Raw genomic sequence first — 13924 nt, forward strand, 5'->3', positions numbered from 1 at the left:
TCGTCGACCCGAGTCACAGGCACGGCGCTGCCCCTCACCTGCCTGCCGGCATCCTCTCCCGTATAGAGACGGGGAGAGGGGCGCTCTCCTTGCTCCTACACCTGCGATCGCATGGCCTCGTTGAGGTTCCACATCTCCTTCTCGTCCGGCGCCGTCTCCAGCCCCAGAACGGGAATCTGCTTGCGCAGATGGTCGTGGTGGGTGCGCACACCATATTCGAGGTCGGAGAGGTAAAAGCCCTCGAAGGCTTCGGACAGCATCGATTCGTTCGACCACACCGAGAGCTGCACGTCCTCGTTCATGGTGTCGCGATCGATGCGGTAGGCGAGGTAGCGTGCCGCCGCCTGCTCCCGGGTTTCGTCGGGATAGCGGTAGATGGCGCCGCGCAGCAGCGTCTCGCCGGTCGTCAGCGGGAACTCCTGATAGAACTGCACCGATTCCGGCATGATCGACAGCGCGTTGTTGGGGAACATGCCGTAGTAGATCCACGCCTTGCGCAGGTGCTCCGGCAGGTGCTCCGCCGCCGGCGCGTGCTTGATATATTCACGCACGCTCCAGCGCCGTCCGGCATGCGGATTGTAGGTGGCGAAGGAACGCGACACGCCGTTGATGAACGGCTCGTCGAAATAGGTCGCGCCGTAGAGGTCCTGCAGCGCCGGATGCGCCATGGCGACGTGGTAGCCCTCATTGTCGACGTCGCGCACCGACTTCCAGTTGACCGGGGACTTCTGGGTCCAGATGCCCCAAGACGGCACCATGTCGGCAACGCCGTAGTTGGCCATCTCGGCTTCGATCGGCTTCAGCAGTTCTGCGACCGACGGCTGCGGGCCGCCCTTGCGGAAACGGATGAAGACAAAACCCATCCAGATTTCGAGGTCGAGCGGCATCAGGCCGAATTCGGTCTTGTCGAGATCGGGGAAGGAGCGCGGGCGGGCCGCACCGCGCAGCGTGCCGTCGAGATTGTAGACCCAGCCGTGGAACGGGCAGACCAGAGCGTTCTTGCAGTTGCCCTGGCTGTCGGCGACGACGCGGCTGCCGCGATGACGGCACATATTGTTGAAGGCGCGCACGACGCCATCCTTGCCGCGCACGATCAGCGCCCGCTCGCCGACCACGTCCATGGTCATGTAGTCGCCGGCATCGGGCACGTCGGAGACATGGCCGGCGATCTGCCAATGGTTGCGGAAAACGTATTCTTTCTCGAGCTCGAGAAGGGCGTCGGAATGATAACTCCAGCCCGGCAAGCCCCGCCGGTCCCAATCGTTGGGGATCGCCACGTCACGGAGGTGCGGGTTCATGGACAGCTCTTCTTTTTGTTGAATACTCATTCAATATAATCATATTTTGCATTGAAATGCAATGGTTTGTGGAAATCGCAAGATTTTCGCCCGGCCAATTCGAGTAGCTTCGACGCCCGTGCTGCCGCGGAAAATCCGGGGATTTCCGAGCGTTAACCAGGGTTGTGATGCGGGCGCGCTGCGTCGGGATTGGCGCTCGCCCTGTCGGCAAAATCGTGCCGGAAAATGGCTGCCGTTCGCAATTTATTTCGGGAGTGTGAGATTGGTCATAGTTCGATCGCGCGGATGCGAGCTTTGCTGCCTGACCGAATATGCCCGGTAATGCCCGAAATATCTGTTTCGCCGCTGTTACACGGGCAGACGAGATGCATCATTCATCAGTTACACAGCGCGATTAAGTTCGCTTCATAGCAAAAGAAATAAGAAACGAAGGGGAATGACGATGTACACGAAGGTTGAGACTGCCGACAGCGACATCCGCCTCCAGGCTCCGGAGCGCAACGACCGGCGCCCAAAACTGGCGCTGCGCCAGCGCGCCAGTGACCATCCGATGGCGATGTTCATGATGCTGAGCGCCGTTGCCTTTGTCGGGATGATGTTCACGCCGACGATTGGTCCGGCCTTCGCGTCACTCAATCCGCCGGCCAACGTCGTCGACGGTGCGCCGACCACCATCAAGACCGCGCGCCTGCCGATGCCGGAGATCGATTTTGCCTGCAAGGGCCAGGCCTGGGGCGCCGAGAGCGCGGACTGCCTGCGCGTCATTGCCGCGCAGTCGGGCAAGCACAGGGACCGCGCGGTTCGCATGATCGCTAATGCCGCGCCGCTGACCAATACGCCCAACGTCTTTTGATCTTTGTTGAACGTGACCGCGAAACATTCCCTGCTTCGCGATCATGCTTTGACCTCCCCGAGCGCTCCTCTTGCGCTCAGTCAGGCTCCCGCCGCATTGTCGGTCGGGAGCCTCTTTTTTGGAATCTATTGATATTCAGGTGAGGCCGGCCTGACCTGAATCTCAACAAATCCCGGGAAGGCGCTGAATTTCAGCTCGCAACAGCCGCCTGCTCGGCAATGGCCGACAGCACGCCGCGGACGTCCAGCGTGCTGAAAGGCTTTTCCAGGATCTGCGGCCGCTGCGCTGCCGGCAGGGCCTCGATCTCGGCCTTCGCGCCGATCAGGTCGCCGGTGACCAGCACGAAGCGCCGGGCCAGGTCGGGTTTTTCGGCGAGTAGTTCGCGATAGATTGATATGCCGCTGATGCCGGGCATGCGCAGATCGGAAAAGACGATGTCGGGCGGCATGTGGCCGGTCAGGGTCGCAACGGCCGATGTCCAGGCCGGGACGATCCGCGACTTGATGCCCATCAGCTCCAGAATGTCGGAGAGCGAGCCGGCGACATCCGGCTCGTCGTCGATGATCAGTGCGTGGCGCAATCCGCTCGAGCGGGCCGGGCTGTCGCCGGCGGCGGCGACGCCGGCGGTGATCGCCGGCAACTGGACGACGAACCGCGCGCCCCTCGGCAACACCTCCTCGAACCAGACATTGCCATTGTGCCGCTCGATGATCGATTTCGAGATCGACAGGCCGATGCCGGTGCCGACACCGACCGGCTTGGTGGTGAAATAGGATTCGAAGATGCGCGAGCGAATCGCCTCGGGCACGCCCGGTCCGTTGTCCTCAACCGAAAATCCGGGATTGCCGCGGTCGCTGCGAAACGTGCGCACCTTGATCAGCCGGTCGCCGGCGACGCCTGCCAGCGCGTGCTGGCTGTTGATGAGGAAGTTGGCGGCAACCTGCGTCACATGGTCGGCATCGGCCATGGCCAGCAACGGGCCGGTGGCGAAATCGGTGTCGATGATGATGCCGCTCGACCTGGCGCCATAGGCGGTCACTTCGAGCGCGGCGCGGATCACCTGGTTGAGGTCGGTCTCGGCCTGCGCCGTGGGATGCAGGCGGACCATCGACAGGAAGCTTTTGACGATGCGGCCGCAGCGTTCGGCGGCGGCGCGCACTTTTTCGGCGCGCACCTTGGTCTGCGGGTCTGAGGCGAATTCATGCAGCAGCGTCGATTGCGCGACGACCACGGCCAGCGGATTGTTCAACTCGTGCGAAACGCCGGCAAGCAGCGAGCCCATCGCCGCCATCTTCTCGTTCTGGTGCAGCTTTTCGCGCTGGCGGCCGATCTCCTCTTCGGCGCGCAATTTGTCGCGCAGGTCGCGGATCGAGCCGAAGATGAGGCAGCGATCGGCAACCCGCATCTCGGTCGCCGTCAGCTCGATCGGAAACACCTCGCCGGCTGCGTTTTGGGTGACGGTTTCGAGCCGCTGGCCGACCATCGGCGCGCCGCGGCCGGTCATGTATTCGGCCCCCGACGCATAGCCCTTGCGGTAATAGATCGGTACGATGGTGTCGAGCAGGTCCTTGCCGAGGATATCGGAGCGCTGGAAGCCGAACATCTTCTCGGCGGCCGGATTGAATTCGATGATCGAACCGGTCTCGTCGATGACGACGATGGCGTCGAGCGAGGCCTGCAGCATGGTGCGGCGGATGACTTCGCTAGCATGAGCCTCGGACGGCGACCGTTCGATGGCGTCGCCGATGGCGAGCGCGACGATGTGCAGTGTCGCCTCTTCCTCGTCGCTCCATTCGCGCTCGTTGACGCAGTCGTTGACGGCTAGCGTGCCCCACAGATGGCCGTGCGCGAAGACCGACACCGACAGGAACGACTTGATGTTCTGCTTCTCGAAATCGGTCCTGAGGAAGCCTTCGAGATTGCGTGTGTGGCCGGCGAAGATCTTGCCTTGCCGCTCATCCTCCGCCAGACGCTCCAGCAACGGGTCCGAGTTGACGATCGACTGCATGATGACTGTCGGCGATGCCAGTTCGGTGCCGAAGCGCGGGGCGATCCAGTAGGCCGCCACAGACTGGGCGAAGCCCTGGCCGGGCAATTCGCGCAGCCTGAACAGGATGCCGCGCTGGCAATCCATGGCAACGCAGAGCGTCTCGAGGATGCCCACCATCTCACGCTGCCAATCGCCGGCCTCGCGAAGCCGGCGAACGACGCGGACCGCCGCCATTGCGGCGCCCTGACGGGTGCCTTGCATGTCCGTGCGTGCCGGTTCAGCAGTCATGGTCTGTCGTTACCCAGGTCGCGCCGGTGTGGTTACTTCCCACAGCAGGCTATCGCGCCGCTCAGTGTCCGTCGCCGGTCGGCAGCGAAAAGATATAGCCTTCGCCGCGCACCGTGCGCAGAAATTTCGGATTGGCCGGATCCGCCTCGATCTTCTTTCGCAGCCGCATGATGCGGATGTCGACCGCGCGCGACGATTCAGGGTCCTCCACGAAGCCGATCGCTTCGGAAATCGCCGCACGCGTCAACAGCCGGTTGGCGCGGGTCAGGAAAACCTCGAGCACGTCGAACTCGCTCTTGGCCATGTCGATGACCGCGCCATTGGCGCCGGTGACCAGTCTGCCGTCGAGATCGGCCTGGAAAGGGCCGAAGCTCATGAAGCGGCGGCCGGCGCCTGTCTCGACCTTGGCGGCTTGCGGCGCGGTCGGCTGCGGCACGCGGCGCAGCACGCTGCGAACCCGCGCCAGCACTTCACGCAACTCGTAAGGCTTGACGATATAGTCGTCGGCGCCGAGTTCCAGCCCGACGATGCGGTCGAGCGCAGTGCCGGCGGCGGTGGCGTAGATGATGCCGATCGGCATTTTCGAGCGCAGCCAGCGGCCGAACGACAGGCCGTCTTCGCCTGGCATGGCGATGTCGAGGATGGCCAGATGAAACGACTGTGTTTCCAGCAAGGTGCGGGCTTCGGCGGCACTTTCGGCCGTGGTCATTTCATAGCCGTTGGCGCCGAGATACTCGGCGACCGCGTCCCTCAGATCGGGCTCGTCCTCGACGATGATAATTCGTGCCCGCACTATGATCTCGCTCCCGCTTTCAGCGGAAAGTAGATTGGGTATAAACATCATGTCCAGCACTCATCTCGGGTTGCGAAGGGAACGGTAAGAAAACATGGCCGCACGATCCGTCATCGCGCTTGTTTCCGTCGCCGAAGTGGTGGCGACCGATCTCGCCGACCATCTCGAGCGGCGTGGCCATGACGTGCGCGAGGCGCGCCAGCCCTGGGAGGCCGAATCGCTGCTTTCGGCAAAGGGCATCGACATCGTCATTGTCGGCGACAGCCTCAGCCAGGCCGAGGGGCGCGACCTGCTCAGGCGCCATGGCGGCGAGGGTGGGCCCGATTTCATCCTGATCTGCCGGCCGGCCGATCTGGTCGACAAGGTGCTGGCGCTCGAACTCGGCGCCGCCGACGTCATCGAAAGTCCGCTTAATGTCAGGGAGCTTGCCGCACGCATTGGCGGCCTCTTGGCGCGGCGCGGCCGCAACACCGGGGAATTGCTCGTGCTGGAGAACGCGACCGTCGACCTCAGGTCTGCGATGGTCATGCATCGTTCTGGTACCGAGGAACAGCTGTCGCCCGGTCAGGTGGCGTTGCTGAAACTGTTTCTGGCCAGTCCGCGCAAGGTGCTGACTCGCGACGACATCATCGCTGCGGCACCCGCCGAAAACGCCGATGCGTTCGATCGCTCGATCGATTCGCGGATCGTGCGGCTGCGCCGCAAGCTCGACACCGAAACCATCACCACGATACGGGGCGCCGGCTACCGGTTCGATCCGCCAACACAGCGCGCCGATTGAGGGCAACAACGCGTCTTTTTGTCTAGCATCGGATTTTCCCAAAACCGGTTTCCCCTTTTGGGTCCGATGCGCCTGCACTCAGCGCACCACCAGCAGCGATGGTCCCGATGGCATTTCGTTGGCCACGACGACTTCACTGGCGTGAGCGCGATCCTTCAGCAGCACGGTGGCGAGACCGGCAAAGCCGAGCAGGCCTTGTGTGTAGAGCAGTGCGGAAAGCACTGAAGCGGCAAATTTCGTGTTCATCTGTCTCTTCCCCAATTTCAGAATTGTCGGTGCTTCAGGAGACCCCCGAAGTGCCCGCGCCGCCCACGGAGCCCCCCGTCGCGGCGCGGGCCTTCGGTCCTCTCGGCAGCAAGTTGCCGGAGGGGCCGCGCATCCCCGTCAGTCCAAAGCCGACCCGCCAGAGGGCTTTGAAGCGGTTGATGCGCAGACTGGAAACAATCCAGACCAAGGCAATGAACAGCGCGGCATGCAGCGTCGAAACCTCGCCCGAGTTCATGGCCGCCGCAAGCGTCGTCATCGGGCTGCCGGCGACTGTGCCGACGCCGCCGACGATGACCGCGGCAATGCTTATCCTGAGAAGCCAGGACAGGGTGTTCGATTTGATGCTCATCTTCGTTTGCGCCGGCTGTTTTCGTTACGTCAACTGTGCCGTCGGCCCGTATCCAGATCATGCCGCCCAGGCCGCGCTTTGTTGCAGATTGGTTTCGAGCCAGACGGAATGTCTTTCACATAAGGGAAATTCGCGCGTTCGTTTGACGGCAACCCTGGCATCTTGATCCTACGAGGCAGAGTACAGGCCGACGATGGCATCCCTTGTTCCGCTGCTTTGCCTGTCATTCTCGTTAACCTGAGGAAACAGATTCGAAACACAAACGAGCAGCAAGCGAAATCAGCTTGAAACATGACGTTGGGATAAGCCGGTCATCGAATTGGAACCGGCCCGACCGGCAAAAACAGGGGAACATCATGTACGCTGCCATTTCCGCCAAGCTCATCAACATCACCGCCGCCGCCCTGACCGGTGCGGCTCTTCTCTTCAGTGCCGGCAATGGCGCTGCCCACGCCGCCGCAAGTCAGATCGTGGCGCGTGTCTCGCTGTCGCAGCAGACCATGGAAGTCCTGGTCGACGGCCGCCCGACCTTCGCCTGGAAGGTCTCGACCGGCGACCGGGCGCATATCACCCCGACCGGCTCGTTCAAGCCGACCCGCATGCATGAGATGTGGTACTCGAAGAAATACGACAACGCGCCGATGCCGCATTCGGTGTTCTTCAGCGGCGGCTACGCGGTGCATGCGACCTACGCCATCAAGCGTCTTGGCCAGCCGGCTTCGCATGGCTGCGTGCGGCTGCACCCGGACAATGCCGCCGACTTCTATCAGCTGGTCGAGACCTTCGGCCCGGCCAATACCAGCATCGTCATCGTCAAGTAGTCGGCTGTGGTTGGAGCGGTCGCGCAGCGCAGCTGCACAGCAAGCTCCCGCCTGAAGCTCCACTGAGCTTCGCGGTAATCAATCCAGTCAAAGAAAGAGGCCGGAATTGTCCGGCCTCTTTTTGTTTGTTCGTTGGTGTCGTCGCAGTTCAGTCGACGGGCACCGGCATCAGCTTCGGGTCCGGCTTTTCGGCATGATGCGGCAGGTCCTTGCTGGCGATGAAGGTGTAGAACATCGGCACCACGAACAGGGTGAACATGGTCCCGACCAGGATGCCAGTGAAGATCACCAGGCCCATCGAGTAGCGCGCCGCGGCACCAGCACCGCTGGAGATGATTAGCGGCACCACGCCGAGCGCCATCGCCGCCGTCGTCATCAGGATCGGCCGCAGCCGCACCTTGGCCGAGGCGATGATCGCTTCCCTGCGTGACATCCCATGCTTCTCGCGCTGCTGGTTGGCGAACTCGACCAGCAGGATGCCGTGCTTTGTGATCAAGCCGATCAGCGTGATCAGGCCGACCTGCGTGTAGATGTTGAGTGTTCCCAGCCCCAGATTGAGCGGCACGATGGCGCCGAAGATCGACAGCGGCACTGCCATCATGATGATCAGCGGATCGCGGAAGCTTTCGAACTGCGCCGCCAGCACCAGATAGATGACGAGGATTGCGGCTGCGAAGGCGATCAGGATGGTGCTGCCTTGCTCCTTCTCCTGCCGCGACTGGCCGGAATAATCGATGAAGAAGGTGTCGGGCAGGCTTTCCTTGGCGATGTCCTCGATGGCCTTGAGCCCGTCGCCGGTGGTGACGCCGGGCAGCGGCAGCGCGGAAATCGTTGCCGAGTTCAGCTGGTTGAACTGCTCGATCGCGGCCGGCGAGGCGTTGGTCGAGATCTTGACCACGGCCGAGAGCGGCACCATCTGGCCCGAGACGCTGCGCACGAAGTATTCTGCCAGCTTTTCGGGATTGTCGCGGAATTCTTGTGGCACCTGCGGGATGATGTCGTAGCTGTTTGAATCGCGGTCGAACTGCGCCACTTCGGCGCCGCCGACCAGCAAGGTCAGCGTGCGGCCGATATCGGCGATCGGCAGGTTGAGGGCGGCGGCGCGGTCACGGTCTATCGTTACCGTCACCTGTGGCGCGTCGTAGGCCATCGAGTTCTGCACGACAATGAAGCGACCGGAAGCCTGCGCCTTGTTCTTGATCTGCTCGGCCGCTTCGAAAACATCGGAAGCATTGCCGGTCGAACGCACCACCATGGTGATCGGCAGACCGCCACCGGAGCCAGGCAGCGTTGGCGGCGCGAAGACGAAAGCCTCGACACCGGCGACCTTGGCGAGGCGTCCCTGGATGTCGGCCTGGATCTCCTTCGAGCTGCGCGTGCGTTCGGCCCAGTCCTTGAAGGCAAAGCCAACGAAGGCACCGCTGGTCTGGCCGCCAAACGCCACTGCCGAGAACTGCGCCCGCGTCTCCGGTATGTCCTTGACCAGGCCAAGCATCTGGTTGACGTAGAGTTCGGTATAGTCCGACGTCGCATAACGCGGCGCGTTGACGATCGACAGCAGGAAGCCCTGATCTTCTTCCGGTGCCAGTTCGCTAGACGTCTTGGTGAACGCAAAGCCGGTGACGGCGACCAGCGCAATGACGATTATCAGCGTCAGTGGGCGATAGTTCAGCGATCCGGTGACCGCCTTTTCATAGACGCGTTCGACGCGTCCGAAAGTGCCGTCGACAATGCGCTGGAAGCGGCCGGGTGACCCGGCTTTCAGCAGGCGCGCCGACATCATCGGCGTGATGGTGACGGCGATGACACCCGAAAGCACCACCGAGCCGGCAAGCGTCACCGCAAATTCGCGGAACAGGGCGCCGGTCAGGCCGCCGGTGAAAGCCAGTGGTGCGAACACGGCGGCCAATGTCACCGTCATGGCGACGATGGCGGAAAAGATTTCCCGCATGCCGTTGAAGGCCGCCTGCATCGGCGACATGTGGTCTTCTTCCATGTGGCGATGGATGTTTTCCACCACCACGATGGCGTCGTCGACGACGAGACCGATCGCCAGCACCATGGCCAGCAACGACAACAGGTTGATCGAATAGCCCACCGAATAGAGCAGGAAGCAAACGCCGATCAACGACAGCGGAATGGTGACGATCGGCATCATCACCGAGCGGAACGAACCAAGGAAGAGCAGGATGACGACGATGACGATGGCGACGGCCTCGGCAATGGTCTTGAACACCTCGTAGATCGAGGCGCTGATCTGCTCGGTTGAATCGTAGACGATCTCGATCGTCATGCCTTGCGGCAGTGTGTCCTGGATCAGTGGTACGATCTTGTGGATCGCCGCTGCCGTCGTCAGCGGGTTCGCCGCCGGTGTCGGGAAGATGGCAAGGAAGGTGCCGGGCTTGCCGTTGAAACTGACCCTGGTGTCGGTGCTTGCCGCGGCCAGTTCCACTCGCGCCACGTCGCGCAACCGCACCACATTGCCATCCGTCGAACGCAGCGGCAGTTCGGCGAAAGCCTCAGGCGTCTGCAGCGTCGAGCGCACCGTTATCGAGGAGACGACATATTCGTTCTGGGTGTTGCCGGGCGCAGAAAGGAAGTTGGAATTGTTGATCGCGGCCAGCACTTCGGATGCGGTCACGCCACGCGCGGCAAGCTTGACCGGGTCGATCCAGACGCGCATCGAATATTCCTGGGCGCCGAAGATTTGCACGTCGGCGACGCCTTCCACCGTCGACATGCGTGGCCGGATGACGCGCTCGATATACTCGGTCAACTGCTCCTTCGTCATGTTCGGATTCTGCATCGAGATGTACATCATCGCGAACTGATCGCCGGTGCCCTTGACGATGACCGGGTCCTTCGATGCGTCGGGCAAGGTACCGCGCACGCCCTGCACCTTCGACAGCACTTCGGTCAGCGCGACATCGGGATTGGAGCCGAGCTTCATCTGCACGGTCACGGTGCTGGAAGAGGGCCGGCTCGACGAGGTGACGTAGTCGATGTTCTCGGTCGAGGCGACGGCACGGGCGATCGGCGCCGAAATAAAGCCCTGGATCAGGTCGGCGCTGGCACCCGGATAGGCCGTGGTGATGGTGATGGCCGTTTCATCGACCTTTGGATATTGCCGGATCGACAGGTTGAAAATGCCCTGGAAGCCCAGGAGCAGGATCATGCAGGCCAGGACCGTCGACAGAACCGGGCGGCGGATGAAGATGTCGGAGACGTTCATTACTGGGCGGCCTGCTTGTTTGCCGATTGGGTCGGGTCGATGGTGTTGTCGACAGCAACGGACATGCCATTGAAGAGTCGGTTCTGACCGGCGGTGACAACCTCGTCGCCAGCCGTCAAACCTTCAAGGATCTCGACCATGCCCGCGTTGCGACGGCCAGGCTTGACGAACACCTGCGACAGGACGAGCTCGGGCTTTTGTTCTTCCGCCGCCGGTTTAGCCGGGTCGGCAGCCGCCTTGTCAGCGGGTTTTGCCGCGGCAGGGTCGGCAGGCTTGGCGGCATCAGCGGGCTTGGCTGCATCGGCGGGTTTGGCTGCATCGGCAGGTTGGCCTTCAGGTGCCTTGGCCGGACGCACCACGTAGATGAAGTCGCCGTAGAGGCTGGATGTCAGCGCCGTTTGCGGCAGAGCCAGCACATTGTTTTCCTCGGGCAGTTCGACGCGTACCTGCACAAACTGGCCGGGGGTGAGCTTGCCTTCGGTGTTGGCGACCTCCGCCCGGATGGTGACCAGCCGGCTGGTGGGGTCGATCTTGGGATCGATACCGCGGATCTTGCCGGCGTAGGGCAAGTCGCCGCCACCGATGCCCAGCCGCACCTTTTGCTCGATCTTCAGCAGCGGGAGCTGCTGTTCGGGAACGGAGAAGTCGACTCGCATCGTGTCCAGGTCCTGCAAGGTCACCACTGCAGTGCCCGGCGTCAGATACTGGCCAAGGTCGATTTTCGGAATGCCCACCGTGCCGCTGAAGGGCGCGGTCAATTGTTTCTGGTCGAGCACTGCCTGCAGCTTGTTCACCTGCGAGGCGGAGACCGACGCCGCCGCCCGCGCCGCGTCGAGCGTTGCGTCGGTGCCGACGCCGCGCCGCTGCAGTTCAAGGGCGCGCTGCAGCGTCGTCTGGTCGGATGCGGCCTGCGCCTTGGTCGCCTCGAGATCAGCGCGCTCGACGGCGTCGTCGAGCTGCAGCAGGGTTGCGCCGTCGGCAATCTTCTGGTTGGCGTGAAACAGGATTTCCTTGACGATGCCGGCGGTTTCGACAGTGAGGTCGACGCCGCGCACCGCGCTGACCGTGCCGATTGCCTCGACGCCCGGGGTCCAGTCCGACGGCTTGACGATGACCGTCGATACAGTTGCTGCAGGCGGCTTCATCGTGGCGAAATACTGCTTGATGCCGTTGTCGCGAAGGAAGTTGAAGCCGACGATCCCGCCGACCACGACCGTGAGCACGAGCAAAACCAAGGCGATGACGATTATCTGGATTATGCGCTTGAACACAAAAAGTCCCCTCGAACGGCGACCCACATAGCGGTCGGTCGCGGGACACTAGCAATGGCAGGTCCCGGTTTCAAATGACGGCGATCTTACTGTACCGTCTGGACGGTCTTGTCAATTCCGCATAAGCTAATGTATGGGGGACGGATCGATGAAAACACGCAGAGCAAATTCGCGCGACAGGATACTCGCCGCCGCCGCCGAAGTGGCGCGCGTTACCGGTCCCGGCAGCCTGTCGCTGGACGCGGTCGCCAGCCGAGCCGGTGTGTCGAAAGGCGGCCTGCTGTACAATTTCCCGACCAAGGCGAAGTTGCTGCAGGCGCTGGTGCAAGACTATCTGGATGAGTTCGACGCTGCGCTGGAAACCACCGCCAAGGCTGGCGCCAGCGGCGAAAGCCTGCTTGCCGTCTATATCAGGCTGTCGGCAAATGAGTGGGAGAAACCCCAGCCATCGGCCACGTGGATTTTTTCGGCGATTGCCGAGGATCCCGATTTCCTGACGCCGATCAAAACGTTCAAGCGACAGCTGTTCGAGCGGCTGAAGGGGGAGACGCCTGATATCAAGGCGCTGCTGATCTGCTATCTCGCCATCGAGGGGCTGCGCAGCATGAACCTGTTCGATTCGGATGTTCTCTCGGTCGACGAACGCCGGCTGCTGGTATCGTCCCTGCTGCAGATTGCGGGATAGCCCGCAAACCTGCTGCACCGGGTTCAGGAGAGAGGGGCTGGCGAGGGCAGCTCGAAACGGACCCAACCGTTAGACGTGGTTTGCCCGGCCGTCACATCAGCTTCATCGTCGAGTACCTGCACCGGCGTCAGCTTCGCGCATGGCTCCGATGACGGACAAAAAGGCATGGGCCTGATCATGCTGATCCTGATCGGCGTGGTGCCGACCGCCTTTGCGCTCAACCGCACTCCCGACATCAAAGCGGCATTGCATAGGCGCGCTTCACGACATCGGCGATATCCAAGCTTCTCCCACGGGTTCAGGAACGATCCATACGAGACGTGCGGGAAGATTATGTTGCACGGCAGCATGACAGTGCCATGTCACGCCGCGCCAATGCCAGCTTCAAGGCGCTCGCAAAGGATCACAACATTGTAATCGCAATGACATATGGTCATGCCATTGTTATGTTGCGATGCACAAACTATGTGCGCCAACAGCACCTCACCTGTCGCGAGATCTCCCATGGGTTCCCTGTCTTCGAAGAATGCGCTTGTCACCGGCTCGACCAGCGGTATTGGCCTGGCAATCGCCCGCGCCTTCGCCGCCGAGGGCGCCAACATCACCATCAATGGGCTCGGCGATGCCGCTGCTATCGAACAGGAGCGCGCCGGCATCGAGAAGGATTTCGGCGTCAAGTGCCGCTACTCGGACGCCAACATGATGGACGGCGCCGCGGTGACCACCATGGTGCGCGAGGCCGAGGAAGCCTTCGGCAGTCTTGACATCCTGGTCAACAATGCCGGCATCCAGCATGTCGCGCCGATCGAGGAGTTTCCCGACGATAAGTGGGAAGCCATCATCCGCATCAACCTGCTGGCGGCCTTCTATGCGATCAAGGCGGCGCTGCCCGGCATGAAGACGCGCAAATGGGGCCGCATCATCAGCACCGCTTCCGCGCATGCGCTGGTCGCCTCGCCGTTCAAGTCCGCCTATGTGTCGGCCAAGCACGGCATTTCAGGCCTGACCAAGACGGTGGCGCTGGAGGCGGCGCAGGATGGCGTCACCGTCAACGCGATCGCGCCCGGCTATGTCTGGACGCCGCTGGTCGAAAAGCAGATCCCCGACACGATGAAGGCACGCGGCATGACCGAAGAGCAGGTCAAGCACGATGTGCTGCTGGCCGCACAGCCGACGAAGGAGTTCGTCACCGTCGACGAGCTGGCGGCGCTGGCGCTGTTCCTGTGCTCGGATGCGGCCAGGCAGATCACCGGCACGACCTTGCCGATGGATGGCGGCTGGACGGCGCAGTAAGCG

At 62.3% G+C, this 13924-nt stretch carries 12 protein-coding genes; 5 read left to right on the forward strand and 7 right to left on the reverse strand.

Annotation, left to right across the window (positions count from 1 at the left end; all coding sequences use genetic code 11):
• Window positions 1-95: 95 nt before the first annotated feature.
• Window positions 96-1298, reverse strand: coding sequence for an aromatic ring-hydroxylating oxygenase subunit alpha (locus AC1DXN_RS20400; protein ID WP_477270891.1), 1203 nt, complete (start codon window positions 1296-1298; stop codon window positions 96-98).
• 442 nt (window positions 1299-1740) lie between these two features.
• On the opposite strand from AC1DXN_RS20400, the gene AC1DXN_RS20405 reads away from it, so the two are divergent.
• Entirely contained in the window at window positions 1741-2151 is a 411-nt protein-coding gene (locus AC1DXN_RS20405; protein ID WP_477246423.1) for a hypothetical protein, read from the forward strand.
• 190 nt (window positions 2152-2341) lie between these two features.
• On the opposite strand, the gene AC1DXN_RS20410 is transcribed toward AC1DXN_RS20405, so the two are convergent.
• Entirely contained in the window at window positions 2342-4429 is a 2088-nt protein-coding gene (locus AC1DXN_RS20410; RefSeq protein ID WP_477246424.1) for a GAF domain-containing sensor histidine kinase, read from the reverse strand.
• 61 nt (window positions 4430-4490) lie between these two features.
• On the reverse strand, window positions 4491-5222 hold the full coding sequence (locus tag AC1DXN_RS20415; RefSeq protein WP_477270893.1) for a response regulator: 732 nt from the start codon (window positions 5220-5222) through the stop codon (window positions 4491-4493).
• A gap of 94 nt (window positions 5223-5316) precedes the next feature.
• Here AC1DXN_RS20415 and AC1DXN_RS20420 point away from each other — a divergent pair, with 94 nt between their 5' ends.
• A complete protein-coding gene (locus AC1DXN_RS20420) occupies window positions 5317-6003 on the forward strand; it encodes a response regulator transcription factor (protein ID WP_477246428.1) in 687 nt (228 codons plus the stop codon).
• Window positions 6004-6081: 78 nt separating this feature from the next.
• Here AC1DXN_RS20420 and AC1DXN_RS20425 read toward each other — a convergent pair whose 3' ends face one another.
• Together AC1DXN_RS20425 and AC1DXN_RS20430 are read right to left on the reverse strand one after the other, a co-directional pair.
• On the reverse strand, window positions 6082-6249 hold the full coding sequence (locus AC1DXN_RS20425; RefSeq protein ID WP_477270895.1) for a hypothetical protein: 168 nt from the start codon (window positions 6247-6249) through the stop codon (window positions 6082-6084).
• Window positions 6250-6283: 34 nt separating this feature from the next.
• A complete protein-coding gene (locus tag AC1DXN_RS20430) occupies window positions 6284-6619 on the reverse strand; it encodes a hypothetical protein (RefSeq protein ID WP_477421639.1) in 336 nt (111 codons plus the stop codon).
• 356 nt (window positions 6620-6975) lie between these two features.
• Between AC1DXN_RS20430 and AC1DXN_RS20435 the strand changes: the two genes are divergently transcribed.
• Window positions 6976-7440 carry a L,D-transpeptidase gene (locus AC1DXN_RS20435; RefSeq protein ID WP_477246434.1) on the forward strand — a complete coding sequence of 155 codons (465 nt, stop codon included), beginning with the start codon at window positions 6976-6978 and terminating at the stop codon, window positions 7438-7440.
• A 148-nt stretch (window positions 7441-7588) separates the two neighbouring features.
• Here the strand turns inward: AC1DXN_RS20435 and AC1DXN_RS20440 are convergent, their stop codons facing one another.
• Together AC1DXN_RS20440 and AC1DXN_RS20445 are read right to left on the reverse strand one after the other, a co-directional pair.
• Window positions 7589-10672 (reverse strand): efflux RND transporter permease subunit, encoded by a 3084-nt coding sequence (locus AC1DXN_RS20440; RefSeq protein ID WP_477270899.1) that lies wholly within the window; start codon window positions 10670-10672, stop codon window positions 7589-7591.
• Window positions 10672-11943, reverse strand: coding sequence for an efflux RND transporter periplasmic adaptor subunit (locus AC1DXN_RS20445; protein ID WP_477270901.1), 1272 nt, complete (start codon window positions 11941-11943; stop codon window positions 10672-10674). Before AC1DXN_RS20445 ends, AC1DXN_RS20440 begins: the two co-directional genes overlap by 1 nt.
• 148 nt (window positions 11944-12091) lie before the next feature.
• Between AC1DXN_RS20445 and AC1DXN_RS20450 the strand changes: the two genes are divergently transcribed.
• Both AC1DXN_RS20450 and AC1DXN_RS20455 read left to right on the forward strand, forming a co-directional pair.
• Entirely contained in the window at window positions 12092-12628 is a 537-nt protein-coding gene (locus AC1DXN_RS20450) for a TetR/AcrR family transcriptional regulator (RefSeq protein WP_477270903.1), read from the forward strand.
• A 504-nt stretch (window positions 12629-13132) separates the two neighbouring features.
• The gene (locus AC1DXN_RS20455; protein WP_477270905.1) at window positions 13133-13921 is read left to right on the forward strand and encodes a 3-hydroxybutyrate dehydrogenase; all 789 of its coding nucleotides are present in this window, start codon (window positions 13133-13135) and stop codon (window positions 13919-13921) included.
• Window positions 13922-13924: the final 3 nt, after the last annotated feature.

The sequence above is a fragment of the Mesorhizobium sp. P2_H9 genome (genome assembly GCF_056403215.1).